The organism is Streptococcus sp. 27098_8_73, assembly GCF_041432495.1.
GTDB lineage: Bacteria > Bacillota > Bacilli > Lactobacillales > Streptococcaceae > Streptococcus.
Genome location: NZ_JAPVZT010000001.1, coordinates 16,403 through 32,279, shown reverse-complemented (window position 1 = coordinate 32,279; position 15,877 = coordinate 16,403). Strand labels below are relative to the sequence as shown.

Genomic DNA, 15,877 nt, shown 5'->3' with positions numbered 1-15,877 from the left:
TTATTTTCCTCTCTGTTTTAAAAACTCTGGTATATCATCGCCGATCTCAAGACTATCATATTGAGATTTTGTGACCAAAAATTTCCCGTAAGCTCCTGCAGTTACGGTGTAATGGCCAGATATAATCTGTTTGTCAGTTATTTTTCCATACATCATTCCCCCAGCGTTATCGACTTGATGAATGATAACAGATTTTCTCTGTTTTAATTCATCGACCTGTTTCTCTAGCGCTGAGATTTTTTCTCTGTAATGATCTCTCGATACTGCTATCCCAAGATTAAATACAGCTATTGCCAAGAAAAATATCGCTAAGCAAAGGCTAATCAATTGCTTTTTGACCATTTTAACCTCCAGATAGTAATTTATAGACCGTTTGCAACAACCCAAACGCATAGATATACAGCACGAACCATAAAACTTTATCGAATGTATTTTCTTTAAAGCTATTTCTTCCAGCGATTGCAATCAGCAATGCCAATAAAAGGCACGCTGATACAATCATAAACTTATAAAATCCAATCATACTTTTTTCTCTCAATTTTTAATCAGGCACTTTTGCAGTATGCTTTATGCCAAAACTGTGATATTTTCTTGGTCTGCTAGTTGCTCTTTTAGATAGGCTGCAATATTTCCCACCGCATCGGCTACCCAACGCTTACCATCTGCCTCAAATAGAGCCATATTTGCTTGTTTGTCAATTCTGAAAACAAATAGACTCGCTGGTTGCTCAACCTCGCAAAATGTACGATATGGGCGCAATGTAACTGGATTAGGTGCTTTGCCTTTAGCGAGACTAGCTACCCCTGTTTTAACGGTTGCCACTTGAGAGACCCCATTATCTTCAATTTCAGCCCCATTCTCAATTTTCAATGCGCTAGCAAACTCCAGTAATGCGCTGCGGTCATTGTCATCAATAAAGTTTGATTGCAACATGATGTTAAACTGCTCTGGTGATAAGAAACGACCAAAAGAAAGCTCTGGGATGCGTGCCTTAACATCAACAAGTAATGTACGATGTTCACGCTCATCATTTTCAGACCAAACACACACCTCATCATTTTTCTCAACTGCTACAATCAAGCGTTGTTTTTTCAAATTGTTGAGGTCAGTTTTGAGATAGTCAACAAGACTTGTTAAAGTTGATAGCTCCAAAGTTTTAGGATAGCGTTTAGGATCAAGTTCCTTGAGATTGAATTTGTTAGCGTCATAGTACTCTGTACCATCTGCTGCTGTTAAAATTTCCAAACCATGCTCATTTAGTTCTACTGCGTATTCCAATGCTGCTTTAAGATTTTCTGTTGTCATATTAGTTACCTACTTTCTTCTTGTTAAAATCAATAATATCTGGTTTTGTTTCTGCTTGCTGTTGTTCTACTTCCTCTACTGGCTGTCCAATATCGGTTCGTAATTGAGCATCATCATCAAAATACATCTGACCTGGCACGCTACTTCTAAGTTCGTTTGCATGTACCATACCTGTATCATAGTCACGACCAACAAGAATAGTTGTAGCCACTGCATTTTGAGGTGCTAGCTTAGCTTTTACATCCATGATGGTATCAACTACTGTACGCTCATCATTAGATGACATTTTCAGCGTAATTGTGATAGTACGTTTTGCTTTCGCATCTGTATTTAGATCTAGGATGTTATCAAAAACTCTCTCAAGTTCATGATCCAATTTTTCCTGTAACCCACCCTCTGCAATATGTGATAGGTCTAAGCCTATTAGTTTTTTAGTCATTTTCTCCTCCTATTTCAATAAACTTTGCAGCCGTTTCAATTTTGTTTGGTCTTCAAGCAAAGACTGGTAGGCTTCTTGTTTAATCAGAATATACCCAGTTAAATCACGGCCAGTAATCACATCATCATCTGGCAGCAACTCCAATTGCTCTGATGTATCTTCTTCCACATCAGAAACAATCCCTTTTTTCTTTTTAGTGAAAGTATTAGTGATTACAACGATATCCGCTTCATCGCTCAAAAATGCTGATACTTGGCATTTTAGAATTTCTGCAAAAGCATCAATTTCAACTGTGGTAGGATCGGCAACATTACGCTCAATGTCGCTGACTCTGTTTTGGGAGACATCCAACTTAGGGGCAAGGTCATACTGTGTAAGACCTGCCTCTTTGCGGATGGCTCTTAATTTTGCGCCATCAAATACTTTCATTTGAAAGCCTCCTGGCCTGTTTCATAAAATTTGTTTTTGATAACATGCTGCGCAATCTTAATTTGAGTGTCAGGTTTTTGGTAATAGGCAACCTGTCGCTTGTACTTACACACGACTTTTCTTGCAAAAGTTGTGACAATTCCTGACCACGTTGTCGTGAGAATAGCGGTTAAAATTAAAATAAGTTCAAATTTTGTCATGTAGTTTCTCCTTTTTCAATCACCCAGATACTTTTGTATATACCTCATACTCTTGCAGTTTTTTTTCTATGCGATAAGATGCAACTTAAATAGCCTGGATTGTGTCCTAAAAATTCACTAGCTTTAGCCATACTTCTAAACATGTGAACTTCTTTTGTTTTCTTATTTACCAAAATAACACTCATGCCAGTTTTGATTAGATTATTATCAAAAGCATGGTTATTATTTTCCTTATATGTAGCCCATTCAAGGTTTTCGAAATGATTATTATTTGGATTTCCATCAATATGGTTAACCGTCGGTTTATTATCTGGATTAGGTATAAAAGCCTCTGCTACCAACCTGTGAACCAAGAAATCTTTTGAAACCTTGTTTTTCCAAAGCGCAACTCTAGGCTCTCTTGTTTTAGAACTCTTTGGCTTCAAAATGCGTTGTTTCCAATGCCGCTTGCCATGCAGCTCACTGTAAGTCACCTTATTTTTATGCGTTCTTACTTTTCCTAAATTTGAGACTTCGTAAAGTCCCTCGTAACCTGCTACATCTTTCCAAATTTCTATTGTCATACCCGCCCTCCTACCTTAACCGAATGGCAAGTCGTCATCGCTGATATCCAATGGATTTGACGACCTACCAAATGGATTGTTATCACGGGTAAAATCAGGAACTGGATTTGTTGTATTACCCTCGAAAAAGCTACCTTGTTGTCCGTAACTATTTCCATTTTGGAAATTGTTTCCTTGGTTGTTTCCGTTTTGGAAATTACCACCTTGATTACCGTAGCCTTGTTGCTGATGTCCGCCATAATTATCTTGATAACCTTGATTATTTTGCTGACTACTGCGACTTTCTAACAATTGGAAATTACTAACAACAACTTCTGTGACATAGACACGCTGACCTTGTTGGTTGTCGTAGTTACGAGTTTGGATTGCACCTGTAACGCCAATCAACGAGCCTTTTTTAGCCCAATTAGCAAGATTTTCTGCCTGCTGACGCCAGATAACGCAATTGATGAAATCAGCCTCACGCTCTCCAGCATCGTTCTTAAACGGACGATTTACAGCAAGAGTAAACGTAGCAACCGCAATATTAGATTGCGTGTATCTCAGTTCAGCATCTTTTGTAAGCCGACCTACTAAAACAACGTTATTGATCATTTTTAATCCATCCCTTCGTATAAACTTTTTCCTAACTGTTCATCAAAGTCTCGTTGATTTTCGGGGTCTAGCATTGCCAGAGATTTTACAATTTTTATTTTTGTTTCTCTACATGGTTGATAGCCATACTTTGCATATCTCATAAGTCTGTTAAAAGTGCTGACCGGGTAAAGCAATCTATCATCTACAACTAGCCTTTTTGTGTGTAAATGTTCAAAATAATCTTCATGAAATAATACTTCAAAAACAGCCATATAATCATTTTCATCTACATTTTCATAATTCTTGTAGTAAGCAAATTTTGTAATTGTAAAATCAAAATTTGCAATAACATTTTTTGGTGTTCCGTATGTATTTCTAATAAGTTCGAGACGAACTTTTTCTTTGACAGAATAGATTGACCAACAATTTTTGTTCTCATAAGAAAATCTCCAATCATTAGGATTTTCTTTTAACTGTTTCTTATAGTAACTTTTCGCCTCCAAAAAATCTTTTTCACTTTCAAAGAAAATATCCAAGTCTTTAACACGCTCGTTATTAAAAATGTTTTTGAAACAACCACCAGCAATAAACCCTTTATGCCCCGTTAGAAATTTATCAAGCCACCAAAGCTGCCTGTAATTAAGCAAATCACTTTTTTTAAATGTCATTACATACCTCCTAAAGTTTCAAAACTAATAAAGTTATCCTCAAGATATTCTTTAAGCTGCTCTAGTTGAGGTTTGCCGCCATGCAAAGTCAAGAGCATTGTGACTTCCAAAGGCTCACTAGGCTCAAATTTGGGCACTTCTTGCGCTTTGTTTTGCTGTTCTGGTGTAATTGTACCCTGTTCCAAAATCTCGCCTGTTTCAGCATCAATAGCCTTGATATTCGCATCGGCGTTTTCTCTGGCCAAGCGTTCAATTTCTGCAAGCCGTTCAGCTTCTGCTTTTTCTTGAGCCTCTTTCTGCTCTTTGCGCAAGATAGCAGCATCACGATCAGACTTCATGAGATTTAAAACATCCACCAAAGTTTTTCCATCCTCAAGGTGTCTGATATAGCTATCAGCTGGCAAGTCATATTCATTAGCTTGATCCAAAATAGCCTGTTTGTTTGCTTTAAATTCTTCAAGAGCATCAAATTCTGCCAATACCAAAGTATCCATTTCATCAAGCGTTGATTTCTTGAGTTCAAATTTACCTGTTTTAAAGTACTTCTTGAGGCTGTATTCATCGTAACGATCTTCAAATGTGGATTTTTCAAGACCTGCTACCATACATTTATCTTCAAAAGCGGCACGGACGATATCCACGCGCAACAATCGCTCGTGTTCATCAATATCATCCCTGACCTTTCTAAGTTTAGTTAGCAGTTCACCTAATGGGATGCGTGATTTTTCAAGTCTTTCTTCAAATTCATCAAGTGGATTTTTGAAATTCTTAGCAATCTTTTTACGCTCACTATCTAATCCATCATCAAGGGCTTTGTATCTTGTGATTTGTTCTTTGATTTCTTTATAATCAAGTTCATCAATTTTTTTATCTTCAAGCTGCGAAACTGCTAGAGCAATGGCTTTATCAAGACTATCAAAGTCAAGAGTGATTTTTCCTGGCACATAAATCGGCTTAATGTTTTCTAGTTCACTTAAGGTCACATCTTTCATTTTTTCTAATCCTCCAATCCTAAGAATTTGAATAAATCAGCCTTAATATCACGTTTTACTGGCTCTGGCGCATCTGATCCATCTAGCATTTTGATTTCGTGCGTTGCCTCGACAACAACGATATTGCAACCAAAAGACTCTGCCAATGCAGCCATCTGCTCTTGTTGTTCTTCATAAGCGTCGTAATCCAAGGTTAAAGCATCTTGCATGCAATTACACAGACCTACTGCGTAAGCTAAACGATGATCGTTGTGTTTGTATTCTGACACAAAATGACCATTTTCTTTTTGTTGAAAAGCAATAAATTTTTTAGTTTGTTTCATGTTGTTTCCTCTTTCTTTTTTATAAATTATTAAAATCTTGTCCTTGAGCTTTAGCTATCTGACCATTTAGATAGCTCATAACTGTGTCAAAATGCAGTTCTGGGATATCGTGAAAATCACGGATTTTGAAATGCTGCAGCACATAGTTAGCAACTAAATCAAAGCTGGTGTTTTTCAGTTGTGCCCATGTACGAACTTTTCCGTAAATTGCCTTGTATTGGTCAGTATTGATTAAATCTGCTTGATTAGCGTTTCTGCCTTGAGATGATTGGTTATCTGGTTGCTGTTGCTGATTAGTCTGCCCTTGTTCTTGGCTTTCTTCTACTGGATACTCATCAATGTCTTTTTCGCCGATAGCGAATAGACCTTGTAAGGCGTACTTTCGAGCGTATGAGCTGACCGCACCTGTCCACTGTGGCTCCTGCATCTGTTTAATCTGACCTTTTTGTGTATTGAATACAGGTACTGGACTCATTTCAGCGTATGCTGTTGATTGGTATTTCTCGTCTCTCTCATCATTGAAAGCTACAGCTGTTGCTCTTACAAAGATTTTTCCAACAAGCTCAATGAGTTCATCCGTCACAATTACAGACCAATCACTTTTCAACTCTTTGAAAGTTGTATAGATATCCTCGGCATTTCTAAATGCGTACTTTACATCTTTTGATTTCTTTTTTTCTAGTTGCATTTTTTGTTGCAATTCTGGGAAAGTTAAACTTGCCATACCGTCTATCCTCCAAGTGACCTTTTCATCTTAACGATTTTAGCCATTTCTTTCTTCCATGACTGACTGCCTCTGTATTGTAGATAAGCATCAAAGCCTTTAATCGTGACAAGCTGTCCATCATTTCTGAGGTGCTTTCGCTGACTAGGCAATTTCTTCATTTCTCGCCTCATGTCCCCTGCTTGCCGTTTTGAACATCCGAAAATATGCTCTAGCTCTCCATCGTTTGCTGCTACCTTCTCGATGATCACATCTTTAATTCTCACCATTTGAACTGCTTCCATTTTTGCTCCTTTCGTGATATAATTTACTTAGTGTTTTTAGTAAGCCCCTGACCCTATCAGTGGGCTTTTTTGCTATCCTCTTTTCTGCTATAATGAAACCAGAAAGGAGGGTTAAAAATGTCATTTAATAAAAATATAGCTGATAAGATCCTAGAGTTTGCTAAGCTGGAGCCAACTGTCCCAGCTGGTACTTCTCATGATTTCCGTTCTGAAGAATTTGATCAAGATGATTTTAGAGATACCGCTAAGCACCTAATCTCAACCGGTCAAATCACAGCATATCTTGAGGAAGATTTCTCAGGATTCTATATCGCTTTCAGATTGTAATTTCTGAATTTCAGCAATCACTGTCGCATCAATTTCCATAATGTCTGGAATTGCCGTGATAGTGATTTTTGGTTTTTCTCCTGCTGGCATTTCTAATCTAAAACCAGTTACCCCACGGCCAAGCTCCCAACCATTGATTTTTACTGAATAACCTGATGACCTTAAACATTGGCCATCAGTAGGTTCATGTTTAGGCTTAATACTTAGTTTTAATTGCTCCATGCACTCTCCTTTCAAGTTTTATTGTAATTCCCCTCTTTTATTTATTAAAATGAGTATTACTTGTTGTTAGTTAGTATTTATTATTAGTTAGTACTTGTTGTTAGTTAGTATTTATTAGTGCCTTATTTTACTGATTTGTAAAATACAGATTTGTAAAATACAGATTTGTAAAAATCGGAAATGTAAATATCAAACTGTGGATAACTTTTTTATTGCTTCATCAAGTCGTTGTAACATGATTTCAAATTGAAAGTCAGTTATCTTTGTATCTGAGAAGAATCTAAAAGTCTGAACTCCTCGACCTCTACCAAGGCTTTTTTTGATCACACGCATATAACCAGCATCCTCTAACTTTTTTAGATGACGATCGATCATGTCACGGCTAACACCTTTTCGTCTAGCTATCTCATCTGGATAGACTTGCCAGTTAGGGTGGTTAGCTAGAACAACCATCATAATGCCTACCGCTGTGAACCCCAGTTTTGGATCATTGATAAAGCTATTACTAACAGCAGTATAATTTTCAGTCGCATTCTTGAAAGATAAACTGACAATCCAAATCCTTAAAGTCTGTCATACGATCTCCTTTCTCTAATTGAATCCCTATTTATTGGTTCACGTTTCGTGGTCTTGGGTCTGAAAAAATTTCGCCAATATCTTTTTCAAGAACATCAGCGATAATAAACATTTCATCTGACTTAAAAGCACGTTGCCCTTTTTCTTTTTGACGATACGCGGTTTCGGATATACCTAATTTTTGGGCTAGTTCTTTTTGTGTAATCCCTTTTTCCTTTCGTAGTTGGTAAAGATAAATTTGCACGTTCTCACCTCCTTTTATTTGCTTATCTCTAAGCTTGATTTAATTATAGCACACGTTTCGTGGGCTGTCAATATTTTTTTTGCGAAAAAAGTAAAAAAGTTTTCTTTTCGTGGGTTTTGTGTTATAATTCTCTTATAATAGAAAGGAGATTCGGTTATGGATAAAGAACAAATTGCAAGTATTATTGGCGAAAAAATAAAACAATATAGACTTAAAAACGGTTGGACTCAACAAGAGCTTGGTTCTAAAATTGGAATAAGTAAGAATGCCATTGGCAATTATGAAAAAGGCATCAGGTCTCCTAAAAAAGATACAATGTTTGACTTAGCTAGTGCTTTTAAAATTTCGATTGATGATCTTTTTCCACAAATAAAAAAAGACTCATCTACTGCTAATCCTCTCCCAAAAACTCCAGATTCACTCACGCAGCAGATAACGGATAAAGTGGTACAATTAACCACCCACAATAAAAAAATCGTGCTACGGACATCCGAGGAGCTTCTAGAGGGGCAACAACTTGAAGTCAACGAAGAACTATTCGAATATCAAGTTTTTGAAAAACTCTCTGCCGGAACCGGTGAAACTTACTACGAAGATCGCAATTATGATACCGTCTTTTTTGATAGATACATCCCCCACGACTTCGCTAGCTGGGTATATGGAGACTCTATGGAACCAGACTATCTAAGCGGATCCGTAGCCCTTATCAAAGATACAGGTTGGGATTACGATGGTGCTATTTATGCTGTAGACTGGGATGGTCAAAGTTATATCAAAAAAGTTTACAAAGAAAAAGACGGCTTACGGCTCGTCTCTTTGAATAATAAATACGCAGATAAATTTGCTCCGTATAGCGAAGAGCCCCGAATCATTGGAAAAGTAGTTGGCAATTTCATGCCGTTAGAAATCTAAAAAACAAATTATGTGCAATCACTGAACCACACTAAAAGCTGGGAGGTAATTTTATGAAAAAGGTTAAAGTCTTTATAGCAGGATTTTTAGCGTTGGCCGCTCTCGGTTTCGTTTTACAGGCTTTAGGATTAGCGCCTAAAACTAAAGCTCCTGAGGCACCAAAAGTAGCCACCCAAAGCTCAAGTGCTGAGGTAAAAGAAAAAGCACCAGAGAAAACAGAGACTACTGAGGCTACTGAAGCTAGTTCTGAAAGTGACGATAAGTTGCCACGGGTCTCAGCGGATCAGATGGCTAGTTTCATTGAGTATTTCAAGCAAGATTTAACTGATAAAGGTGTAGATATTACCACTTACACTTTCCACAGCAAGGATACCATCCTCTATGTAAATGTACCTAACGAGTACAAGTTCTATTCAAAAACTGATTTACAAGCCTTTGCGGACGGGTTGAAAGCAAAAGAACATGAGGCTTTTAATGTTTGGGCTGGTATTAATGGGGTTGATTTCAAATCATACCCAATGCTACATATAAAAACAGATGACGGTAACTCTCTTGTCTCTCAAAAGATGAACGGAGAGATGAAAATCAAAGTAAAATAAGAACAAAACAAAAAAGCCTCACGCTCTCAACTTTGGCGAGTCTGAGCGTGAGGCAAGACAATAGTATAAGAAACTAGGCATTAAAAAGCCAGTTTTCTTGTACTCATTTTAACAGAAATGAGGTGAAATAGCAATGTGGGTAGAAGAATTACCGAGCGGAAAATATAAATTTTTTGAAAGGTACAAAGATCCATATACCGAGAAATTAAAAAAAGTCTCAGTCACAATGGAAAAGAAAACACCTCAAGCAAGAAATCAGGCTACACTTATTTTACAAGAAAAAATAAACAAAAAACTCAACACAAAACAAGTAGAGAGCATTACCTTTGAAGAAATTTATAAACTTTTCTATAGATGGTGGGCACAAACAGTCAAAGAGTCAACAAAGCATAATTGTAAGTCAGTAGATAAGATAATGAACCAAGTCATTCCGCCTGATACTTTACTGGCCAATCTTGATAGGCGTTTTCTCCAGGAGGCCATCGAAAAAATTATTGAAAGCAATGGATATATTACAGCTAAAAAAGTAAGACACAGGCTTAGAGGCATCTTTAATTATGCAGTTCAATACTCCTACATCGAAAATAACGAGGTAGATTATACCACCATCCCCAAAAAGCCAAGAACTTTGGAGGAATTAGAAAAAAAGCGTAACAATTTTCTCACCATGCAGGAAATTAAGACATTAGTTGATGTCCTTAATAGTCGAGAATATCATCAAAAGTATGCTGATATGGTGATTGTACTTGCCTTAACTGGTATGAGATATGGTGAACTAGCTGCCTTACAGCTAAAAAATATAGATTTTCAAAACAACAAAATTGAGATCACTGGTAATTTTGATTCAGTGAACAAAATAAAAACATTACCAAAGACTACAAACTCAATACGGACAATCAAAGTATCAGAGACTGTCATAGAAGCTATCCAGAGACAGATAGTGCGACTTAGTGAACGTTTCCAGCCATTGAATAGTGAAGATTATATTTTCTGCTTTGAAAAATGGAATAATCCTACAACGATAGCTTGTTTTATACAGGTATTAAAAAAATATGGCAAACAGGCCGGGATAGAAAAAAACTTATCTAGCCATATTTTTAGACATTCTCACATTTCATTTTTAGCAGAGTCAGGGCTACCTATCAAATCAATAATGGATCGAGTTGGTCACTCAAATGCTAAAATGACTTTGGAGATCTACTCTCATACCACTGCGGACATGGAGGATAAGCTCGTCAATAAATTAGATAGTATTTTTTAATTCTGCCCCTCGACTGCCCCTTTTAAAATTAAATAAATGACAAAACCCTTGAAAAATCAATATTTACAAGGGTTTATTTTTTATCGTTATAATTCATCAGCGATTTTATTGATTTTTCTCAAGCGATGATTGACACCGCTCTTAGTTAGAGGCCGGCTCAGGCTATCAGCTAGCTGCTGGATCGAATAGTCCGGATGCTGGATACGAAGTTGAGCAACCTCCTGCAGGTCTACAGGTAAACTCTCAATGCCGATATTATCGCTGATTTTGGCAATATTGTTGATGGTTTTCATACTGGCTGTGACCGTGCGAGCGATGTTCGCTGTCTCCGCATTATTGGCGCGATTAAGATCGTTGCGCGCTTCCCGCATGAGCTTAAGAGACTCAAACTCAGCCATGGCTTCCATAGCCCCAATGACAATAAGAAAATCCATGATGTCCTCAGCCCGCTGCAGATAAGTGACAGCCCCCTTCTTACGCTCGATGGTCTTGGCATCCAGCAGAAAACGGCGCATTAAGGCAGACAAGTCCTCAGCATGATCCAGATAAACGGACAGGATTTCTAGCTGGTACTTGCCTGAGTCTGGCTCCCGCATGCTGCCATTTGAGAGAAAGGCTCCCCGTAGATAGGCTCGACTGGCTTCGTCATCTGACAAAATAGCCTGGTCAATCCCTGCCTCGATGCCAAAAAAGGAGTCAGCCAAGTGCAGGTCAGATAAGATTTCTTCCACTTTCTGATCTAGAAATACTGTATAAACTCGATTCTTGCGCAGATTAGTCTTCTGATGGTGGCGGATTTCTGACTTGACCTGATAAAGGTCCGACAGCAACTCATAGAGATGGCGGGCAATCTTAGCATTTTCTGTTGTGACAGACAGGGTCAAACCACTGCTGGCCAAGCCCAAACTGCCAGACATCTTGATCATGGCAGCCAACTCATTTTTGTCTTTTACAGATAAGCTTAAAAGCTCTTCTTTTACTTTTACTGTAAAGCTCATTTGCGCACCTGTATAATCTGCATCAATTCATCAACAAGTAACTCTCCATCATGAAAAGCTCCGCCATTTTCCAAACGAAGGAAATTCGATGAAATGACACGCGGAACTTGCTCTTGCAGCCCTCGAAAATTATGCTCCACCTGAACCAGATATTCATCAAATTTATTGCTATTCATATACTCGCGCGGAACTGGCTCGATATTGACCAAGACAGTATCAATGAACTTTTTGCCCAGATGGCGATGCAATACTTGAACGTGGTCGCTATCTGAAAAGTGCTCGGTTTCGCCACGTTGAGTCATAATATTGCAAACATAGGCTACTTCTGCCTTAGTATCTAAAATAGCTTGGCCGATTTCTTCGATTACGAGGTTTGGCAAGATAGAGGTAAAGAGAGAACCCGGCCCCAGCACCACCATATCGCTATCCAAAATACTCTGGACTACCTTTCTACTAGCAACAGGCTTTGCATCATCATAGGTATTGGTCACATAGACCCGCTCAATCATACCAGCCTTACTAGCCAGATTGCTCTCACCGACAACTTCCGTTCCATCTGTAAACACAGCATGCAGAGTTAGCGGAGTGTCGCTTGAAGGGTAGATTTTACCTGTTGTATGGAAAAACTTGGTTAGAAGCTGCATGGCATTATAGGTCGAACCCTGCATTTCGGAAATGCCAGCAATAATCAGATTCCCCAAGGGATGTCCTGCTAGAATGCCGTCTCCTTTGGCAAAGCGATACTGGAAGACCTTCTCATAAAACTTTGGCATATCAGACATGGCGACCAAAACATTTCGCAAGTCACCCGGCGGCGTCAGCTGCTGAATGTTTTTACGCAGCTCACCAGAACTACCGCCATCATCTGCAACTGTGACAATAGCTGTGATTTCTACATCCTTTTTCCGCAGGCTGTCTAAAATGACTGAAATTCCTGTACCGCCGCCGATAACTGTAATTCTCGGTTTTCTCATGAGCGGTTCACCGTTTCCTTCCGACGATTTTTGTCGCGATGACTGGCATTAACTGGCCAATTTTTCGCTAAATCATCCGCCAAACGCTGTGCAAAAGCCACACTACGGTGTTGTCCACCTGTACAGCCAACTGCAATAGTCAGCACAGACTTTCCTTCCTTTTGATAGCCAGGCAAAATCGGCTCAATCAAGCCCAGCAAATGCTGGTAAAACTCTTCTGACTCCGCATGGTTCATGACATAGTCAAAGACATCCTTATCCAAGCCTGTCTGATTGCGCAATTCAGGTTTATAGTAGGGATTAGGCAGGAAACGCACATCAAAAACCAAGTCCGCATCCAGAGGCAAACCGTATTTGAAGCCAAAACTCATAACCTCAATGCGGAAACTGTGCAGATCAGCCTGGTTTGAAAATTGTTCAGAGATGGTCTTTCTTAGCTCCCGTGGTGTCAGTTCCGTCGTATCTACAACATTTTGACTTAGATTTTTCAGAGGGGCTAAGAGCTCACGCTCCAGTTTGATTCCATCTAAAATTCGTCCGTCGGCTGCCAAAGGGTGACTGCGTCTCGTTTCCTTATAGCGAGCCACCAACTCCTTGTCGGCCGCATCCAAAAATAGAATTTTAAAATCAATTTCCGTGCTTCTTTCTAGCTCATCCAGAATATCCTGAATCTCCAAAAAGAAGGAGCGACTCCTCATATCAACAACCAGAGCCAACTTATCATTGTCCTTTGTCCCTTCGACCAACTGCAAAAACTTTGGTACTAAGGTCGGCGGCATATTATCAATGGTAAAATAACCCAAATCCTCAAAGGACTGGATGGCGACAGTCTTTCCGGCACCGCTCATTCCTGTCACAATCACTAATTGAATCTTGTGTTCAGCCATTCTTTCTCCCTTCGTCTAACATTTTATTTCTAAAAAAGGACGGGAAACTTCTCCCGGTCCCAAGCATTTATTCTACAATCTCAGCAATGACTTCGATTTCGATTTTTACATCACGAGGCAAGCGAGCCACTTCTACTGCCGAACGAGCTGGAAACTCGCTCTTAAAAGCCGTTTTGTAGACCTCATTAAATGGCACAAAATCATTGATATCACTTAGGAAGCAGGTCGCCTTGATCACATGGTCAAAATCTGTTCCAGCTGCTTCCAAAATAGCTCCTACATTTTTTAAAACTTGCTGGGTCTGCTCTTCAATCGTTGCACCTACAATTTCTCCTGTCTCTGGTGATAAAGGAATCTGACCACTTGCAAATAAAAGGTTGCCAACGATTTTTCCTTGAACATATGGTCCGATTGCTGCTGGTGCTTTATCTGTTTGTACTATTTTTGCCATTGTATTCTCCTCATTTCTTTTATCTTACTTATTATATCATAAAGTCAAAAGACTGACTATTCTTGTCCCCCTTCCCATTGACTTTTAGGAAATTTTTCTTTATGATAGTAAATGCATAATTCAAAACACTTGTTTTGGACTGGTTCGCAAACTTCCCAGTATAAAAAACTAAGTACCCTTATATTCTAAAGTAATGTAATTGCGCATAGTTTTTTCTGGTGTCCTGCCACTTTGGCAGAACTAACTGAGAGGTTGAGACGGAGGTTTCAGCCTTATTTTATTTCTCAAAAGGAGGACCTATGAAAAGAAAAGTTATTATTGACTGCGATCCTGGCATAGACGACAGCCTAGCCCTGCTCTATGCCCTACAACACCCTGACTTAGAGGTCGTTGCTTTGACCATAGTCGCTGGAAATGTCCCAGTAGAACTTGGTCTTGAAAATGCATTTAAAATCCTGGAAAGGCTGAATCGGCTGGATATCCCAGTCTATGTAGGAGCCGACAAGCCCTTGGTTCGTGACTTCGTCTCTGCTCAGGATACCCACGGCATGGATGGATTGGGAGAAAGCGGAATAACAAGAAGCAGTTCCACCCAAGCCCAACCACAAGCAGCTTATGACTTTCTGGCTGACTATTTCCAGAAAAATAGTGATACTTCCATCGTTGCACTGGGGCCTTTGACCAATATTGCTTTGGCTCTTAGGAAAAATCCTAACCTTGGGCAACATCTATACCGATTTGTCAGCATGGGCGGCAGCTACAAATCGCATGGCAACTGCTCACCCGTAGCGGAGTACAACTACTGGTGCGATCCGCATGCAGCCCAAGAAACCTACGAAAAACTTGGAAAGAAGATCGAAATGGTCGGTCTAGATGTTACTCGAAAGATTGTCTTGACGCCTAATCTCTTGGAATATATGCGATTTATCAATCCTGAAGTCGCTGACTTTATCGGAAAAATCACTCGTTTTTACTGGGATTTTCATTGGGAGTATGAACATATTATCGGCTGTGTCATCAACGATCCATTGGCCGTTGCCCATTTTCTGTATAAGGACCTTTGTCAAGGATTTGACTCCTTCGTCGATCTCGCAACGGAAGGCATTGCCATGGGACAAACGCTAGTTGATGCCTATCATTTTTATGGTAAGCAAGCCAATGCTAAGGTGCTGACCCAAGTAAACACCCACCTCTTCTTTCAGGATTTTCTCTCCGTGATACTCAACACTTCAAAGGAAATCATCTACCAAGATCTAGAAACTTTAATTTAGGATAAGATTATGAAAAAAATAACACCATTTACCATTACATTTACAGCTATCTGCATCGCTCTAAACTATATCGGTGCCAACATCGCCCTTTTTCTAAAACTTCCTGTTTATTTGGATACTTTTGGAACGATATTAGCCAGCCTCATTTTAGGACCTATTTTCGGAGTAGGAACTGCGATTGCCAGTGCTCTTATTAGCGCCTTTACAACAGACATTTCTGCTATTTATTTCTCTCCAGTAGCCATTCTTTTGGCTCTTCTTGTCTCAGTCTTTTTCACTTCTGATTCAAAACCAAGACTAAATCTTCTCTGGAAAACGGTTCTAGTCTCTCTGCCAGCAACTGCTTTGGCCTCTCTGATCACTGTGATAGTCTTCAAAGGAATTACCCCAAGCGGCTCTAGTATTATCGTTCAAGGTTTACACGGTTTAGGCTTAGATTTGGTCACCAGCACCATCATCGTCCAAGCGCTAACCGACTATGCAGACCGACTCATTGTTATTGGGGTTAGTCTTGCCTTCATCCCACAACTCAAAAAAGCCATCCCAAGAATCTTTGCAAAATCCAGCAATGCATAAATCAAAAGAACTACTCAGAAAATATAATTTCGAGTAGTTCTTTTAGTTTAACATTGTCTTTTATAGGTCTTTAATG

Annotated in this window: 25 protein-coding genes and 1 riboswitch; of the genes, 6 read left to right on the top strand and 19 right to left on the bottom strand. The window is 39.1% G+C overall.

Going from position 1 to position 15,877, the window contains the following annotated elements; all coding sequences use genetic code 11:
• From O3651_RS00200 to O3651_RS00145, 12 genes are all read right to left on the bottom strand, one after another.
• Positions 1 to 342: a DUF1372 family protein gene (locus O3651_RS00200; RefSeq protein ID WP_371609167.1), complete on the bottom strand. Its 342-nt coding sequence runs from the start codon at positions 340 to 342 to the stop codon at positions 1 to 3.
• Between the two features lie 225 nt (positions 343 to 567).
• Positions 568 to 1,305 (bottom strand): hypothetical protein, encoded by a 738-nt coding sequence (locus tag O3651_RS00195; RefSeq protein ID WP_048766619.1) that lies wholly within the window; start codon positions 1,303 to 1,305, stop codon positions 568 to 570.
• Position 1,306: 1 nt separating this feature from the next.
• Positions 1,307 to 1,744 (bottom strand): hypothetical protein, encoded by a 438-nt coding sequence (locus O3651_RS00190; RefSeq protein WP_371609166.1) that lies wholly within the window; start codon positions 1,742 to 1,744, stop codon positions 1,307 to 1,309.
• 9 nt (positions 1,745 to 1,753) lie between these two features.
• On the bottom strand, positions 1,754 to 2,173 hold the full coding sequence (locus O3651_RS00185; RefSeq protein WP_223368384.1) for a helix-turn-helix domain-containing protein: 420 nt from the start codon (positions 2,171 to 2,173) through the stop codon (positions 1,754 to 1,756).
• Entirely contained in the window at positions 2,170 to 2,373 is a 204-nt protein-coding gene (locus O3651_RS00180) for a hypothetical protein (RefSeq protein WP_371609165.1), read from the bottom strand. The genes O3651_RS00185 and O3651_RS00180 overlap by 4 nt, the downstream gene beginning before the upstream one ends.
• Before the next feature lie 44 nt (positions 2,374 to 2,417).
• Positions 2,418 to 2,936 carry an NUMOD4 domain-containing protein gene (locus O3651_RS00175; RefSeq protein ID WP_371609164.1) on the bottom strand — a complete coding sequence of 173 codons (519 nt, stop codon included), beginning with the start codon at positions 2,934 to 2,936 and terminating at the stop codon, positions 2,418 to 2,420.
• 15 nt (positions 2,937 to 2,951) lie between these two features.
• Positions 2,952 to 3,530 carry a single-stranded DNA-binding protein gene (gene ssb / locus O3651_RS00170; protein ID WP_371609163.1) on the bottom strand — a complete coding sequence of 193 codons (579 nt, stop codon included), beginning with the start codon at positions 3,528 to 3,530 and terminating at the stop codon, positions 2,952 to 2,954.
• A gap of 2 nt (positions 3,531 to 3,532) precedes the next feature.
• Positions 3,533 to 4,180 (bottom strand): hypothetical protein, encoded by a 648-nt coding sequence (locus tag O3651_RS00165; protein WP_371595555.1) that lies wholly within the window; start codon positions 4,178 to 4,180, stop codon positions 3,533 to 3,535.
• Entirely contained in the window at positions 4,180 to 5,172 is a 993-nt protein-coding gene (locus tag O3651_RS00160; RefSeq protein ID WP_371595554.1) for a DUF1351 domain-containing protein, read from the bottom strand. The genes O3651_RS00165 and O3651_RS00160 overlap by 1 nt, the downstream gene beginning before the upstream one ends.
• A gap of 5 nt (positions 5,173 to 5,177) precedes the next feature.
• Positions 5,178 to 5,495 carry a hypothetical protein gene (locus O3651_RS00155; RefSeq protein WP_371595553.1) on the bottom strand — a complete coding sequence of 106 codons (318 nt, stop codon included), beginning with the start codon at positions 5,493 to 5,495 and terminating at the stop codon, positions 5,178 to 5,180.
• A 19-nt stretch (positions 5,496 to 5,514) separates the two neighbouring features.
• The gene (locus O3651_RS00150; protein ID WP_371595552.1) at positions 5,515 to 6,219 is read right to left on the bottom strand and encodes an ERF family protein; all 705 of its coding nucleotides are present in this window, start codon (positions 6,217 to 6,219) and stop codon (positions 5,515 to 5,517) included.
• 5 nt (positions 6,220 to 6,224) lie between these two features.
• Positions 6,225 to 6,503 (bottom strand): hypothetical protein, encoded by a 279-nt coding sequence (locus O3651_RS00145; protein ID WP_371595551.1) that lies wholly within the window; start codon positions 6,501 to 6,503, stop codon positions 6,225 to 6,227.
• 117 nt (positions 6,504 to 6,620) lie between these two features.
• Between O3651_RS00145 and O3651_RS00140 the strand changes: the two genes are divergently transcribed.
• Positions 6,621 to 6,830 carry a hypothetical protein gene (locus O3651_RS00140; RefSeq protein WP_371595549.1) on the top strand — a complete coding sequence of 70 codons (210 nt, stop codon included), beginning with the start codon at positions 6,621 to 6,623 and terminating at the stop codon, positions 6,828 to 6,830.
• On the opposite strand, the gene O3651_RS00135 is transcribed toward O3651_RS00140, so the two are convergent.
• From O3651_RS00135 to O3651_RS00125, 3 genes are all read right to left on the bottom strand, one after another.
• Complete coding sequence (locus O3651_RS00135) at positions 6,801 to 7,052, bottom strand: hypothetical protein (protein ID WP_371595548.1); 252 nt, start codon at positions 7,050 to 7,052, stop codon at positions 6,801 to 6,803. The two genes, O3651_RS00140 and O3651_RS00135, sit on opposite strands and share 30 nt — an antisense overlap.
• 189 nt (positions 7,053 to 7,241) lie before the next feature.
• Positions 7,242 to 7,505 (bottom strand): helix-turn-helix domain-containing protein, encoded by a 264-nt coding sequence (locus O3651_RS00130; RefSeq protein WP_371595583.1) that lies wholly within the window; start codon positions 7,503 to 7,505, stop codon positions 7,242 to 7,244.
• Between the two features lie 154 nt (positions 7,506 to 7,659).
• Positions 7,660 to 7,872 carry a helix-turn-helix transcriptional regulator gene (locus tag O3651_RS00125; RefSeq protein WP_371595547.1) on the bottom strand — a complete coding sequence of 71 codons (213 nt, stop codon included), beginning with the start codon at positions 7,870 to 7,872 and terminating at the stop codon, positions 7,660 to 7,662.
• A 156-nt stretch (positions 7,873 to 8,028) separates the two neighbouring features.
• On the opposite strand from O3651_RS00125, the gene O3651_RS00120 reads away from it, so the two are divergent.
• The 3 genes from O3651_RS00120 to O3651_RS00110 all read left to right on the top strand — a co-directional run bounded on the left by O3651_RS00120 (position 8,029) and on the right by O3651_RS00110 (position 10,644).
• A complete protein-coding gene (locus O3651_RS00120; RefSeq protein WP_371595546.1) occupies positions 8,029 to 8,784 on the top strand; it encodes a S24 family peptidase in 756 nt (251 codons plus the stop codon).
• A gap of 53 nt (positions 8,785 to 8,837) precedes the next feature.
• On the top strand, positions 8,838 to 9,383 hold the full coding sequence (locus tag O3651_RS00115) for a hypothetical protein (protein ID WP_371595545.1): 546 nt from the start codon (positions 8,838 to 8,840) through the stop codon (positions 9,381 to 9,383).
• 133 nt (positions 9,384 to 9,516) lie between these two features.
• The gene (locus tag O3651_RS00110) at positions 9,517 to 10,644 is read left to right on the top strand and encodes a tyrosine-type recombinase/integrase (protein WP_371595544.1); all 1,128 of its coding nucleotides are present in this window, start codon (positions 9,517 to 9,519) and stop codon (positions 10,642 to 10,644) included.
• A gap of 86 nt (positions 10,645 to 10,730) precedes the next feature.
• On the opposite strand, the gene whiA is transcribed toward O3651_RS00110, so the two are convergent.
• The 4 genes from whiA to O3651_RS00090 all read right to left on the bottom strand — a co-directional run bounded on the left by whiA (position 10,731) and on the right by O3651_RS00090 (position 13,954).
• Positions 10,731 to 11,642 (bottom strand): DNA-binding protein WhiA, encoded by a 912-nt coding sequence (gene whiA, locus O3651_RS00105; protein ID WP_371609162.1) that lies wholly within the window; start codon positions 11,640 to 11,642, stop codon positions 10,731 to 10,733.
• Positions 11,639 to 12,616 (bottom strand): YvcK family protein, encoded by a 978-nt coding sequence (locus O3651_RS00100; RefSeq protein WP_371609161.1) that lies wholly within the window; start codon positions 12,614 to 12,616, stop codon positions 11,639 to 11,641. Before O3651_RS00100 ends, whiA begins: the two co-directional genes overlap by 4 nt.
• Positions 12,613 to 13,503 (bottom strand): RNase adapter RapZ, encoded by an 891-nt coding sequence (gene rapZ / locus O3651_RS00095; RefSeq protein WP_045497166.1) that lies wholly within the window; start codon positions 13,501 to 13,503, stop codon positions 12,613 to 12,615. Before rapZ ends, O3651_RS00100 begins: the two co-directional genes overlap by 4 nt.
• A 67-nt stretch (positions 13,504 to 13,570) precedes the next feature.
• Positions 13,571 to 13,954 (bottom strand): RidA family protein, encoded by a 384-nt coding sequence (locus O3651_RS00090; protein ID WP_005590207.1) that lies wholly within the window; start codon positions 13,952 to 13,954, stop codon positions 13,571 to 13,573.
• 133 nt (positions 13,955 to 14,087) lie between these two features.
• A riboswitch (PreQ1 riboswitch) is annotated at positions 14,088 to 14,132 on the top strand.
• Positions 14,133 to 14,253: 121 nt separating this feature from the next.
• On the opposite strand from O3651_RS00090, the gene O3651_RS00085 reads away from it, so the two are divergent.
• A complete protein-coding gene (locus tag O3651_RS00085) occupies positions 14,254 to 15,225 on the top strand; it encodes a nucleoside hydrolase (protein ID WP_371609160.1) in 972 nt (323 codons plus the stop codon).
• Between the two features lie 9 nt (positions 15,226 to 15,234).
• A complete protein-coding gene (locus O3651_RS00080) occupies positions 15,235 to 15,801 on the top strand; it encodes a LytS/YhcK type 5TM receptor domain-containing protein (RefSeq protein WP_371609159.1) in 567 nt (188 codons plus the stop codon).
• The last annotated feature ends 76 nt before the right edge of the window (positions 15,802 to 15,877 follow it).

Bases quoted from the DNA above. Each gene is read 5' to 3' on its own strand.
- O3651_RS00155 (WP_371595553.1), bottom strand. From the start codon at position 5,495: ATGAAACAAACTAAAAAATTTATTGCTTTTCAACAAAAAGAAAATGGT.
- O3651_RS00085 (WP_371609160.1), top strand. From the start codon at position 14,254: ATGAAAAGAAAAGTTATTATTGACTGCGATCCTGGCATAGACGACAGC.
- ssb (WP_371609163.1), bottom strand. From the start codon at position 3,530: ATGATCAATAACGTTGTTTTAGTAGGTCGGCTTACAAAAGATGCTGAA.
- O3651_RS00135 (WP_371595548.1), bottom strand. From the start codon at position 7,052: ATGGAGCAATTAAAACTAAGTATTAAGCCTAAACATGAACCTACTGAT.
- O3651_RS00130 (WP_371595583.1), bottom strand. From the start codon at position 7,505: ATGGTTGTTCTAGCTAACCACCCTAACTGGCAAGTCTATCCAGATGAG.
- O3651_RS00160 (WP_371595554.1), bottom strand. From the start codon at position 5,172: ATGAAAGATGTGACCTTAAGTGAACTAGAAAACATTAAGCCGATTTAT.
- O3651_RS00200 (WP_371609167.1), bottom strand. From the start codon at position 342: ATGGTCAAAAAGCAATTGATTAGCCTTTGCTTAGCGATATTTTTCTTG.
- whiA (WP_371609162.1), bottom strand. From the start codon at position 11,642: ATGAGCTTTACAGTAAAAGTAAAAGAAGAGCTTTTAAGCTTATCTGTA.
- O3651_RS00080 (WP_371609159.1), top strand. From the start codon at position 15,235: ATGAAAAAAATAACACCATTTACCATTACATTTACAGCTATCTGCATC.
- O3651_RS00145 (WP_371595551.1), bottom strand. From the start codon at position 6,503: ATGGAAGCAGTTCAAATGGTGAGAATTAAAGATGTGATCATCGAGAAG.
- O3651_RS00110 (WP_371595544.1), top strand. From the start codon at position 9,517: ATGTGGGTAGAAGAATTACCGAGCGGAAAATATAAATTTTTTGAAAGG.
- O3651_RS00195 (WP_048766619.1), bottom strand. From the start codon at position 1,305: ATGACAACAGAAAATCTTAAAGCAGCATTGGAATACGCAGTAGAACTA.
- O3651_RS00165 (WP_371595555.1), bottom strand. From the start codon at position 4,180: ATGACATTTAAAAAAAGTGATTTGCTTAATTACAGGCAGCTTTGGTGG.
- O3651_RS00180 (WP_371609165.1), bottom strand. From the start codon at position 2,373: ATGACAAAATTTGAACTTATTTTAATTTTAACCGCTATTCTCACGACA.
- O3651_RS00100 (WP_371609161.1), bottom strand. From the start codon at position 12,616: ATGAGAAAACCGAGAATTACAGTTATCGGCGGCGGTACAGGAATTTCA.
- O3651_RS00140 (WP_371595549.1), top strand. From the start codon at position 6,621: ATGTCATTTAATAAAAATATAGCTGATAAGATCCTAGAGTTTGCTAAG.
- O3651_RS00090 (WP_005590207.1), bottom strand. From the start codon at position 13,954: ATGGCAAAAATAGTACAAACAGATAAAGCACCAGCAGCAATCGGACCA.
- O3651_RS00120 (WP_371595546.1), top strand. From the start codon at position 8,029: ATGGATAAAGAACAAATTGCAAGTATTATTGGCGAAAAAATAAAACAA.
- O3651_RS00185 (WP_223368384.1), bottom strand. From the start codon at position 2,173: ATGAAAGTATTTGATGGCGCAAAATTAAGAGCCATCCGCAAAGAGGCA.
- O3651_RS00150 (WP_371595552.1), bottom strand. From the start codon at position 6,219: ATGGCAAGTTTAACTTTCCCAGAATTGCAACAAAAAATGCAACTAGAA.
- O3651_RS00115 (WP_371595545.1), top strand. From the start codon at position 8,838: ATGAAAAAGGTTAAAGTCTTTATAGCAGGATTTTTAGCGTTGGCCGCT.
- O3651_RS00190 (WP_371609166.1), bottom strand. From the start codon at position 1,744: ATGACTAAAAAACTAATAGGCTTAGACCTATCACATATTGCAGAGGGT.
- O3651_RS00175 (WP_371609164.1), bottom strand. From the start codon at position 2,936: ATGACAATAGAAATTTGGAAAGATGTAGCAGGTTACGAGGGACTTTAC.
- rapZ (WP_045497166.1), bottom strand. From the start codon at position 13,503: ATGGCTGAACACAAGATTCAATTAGTGATTGTGACAGGAATGAGCGGT.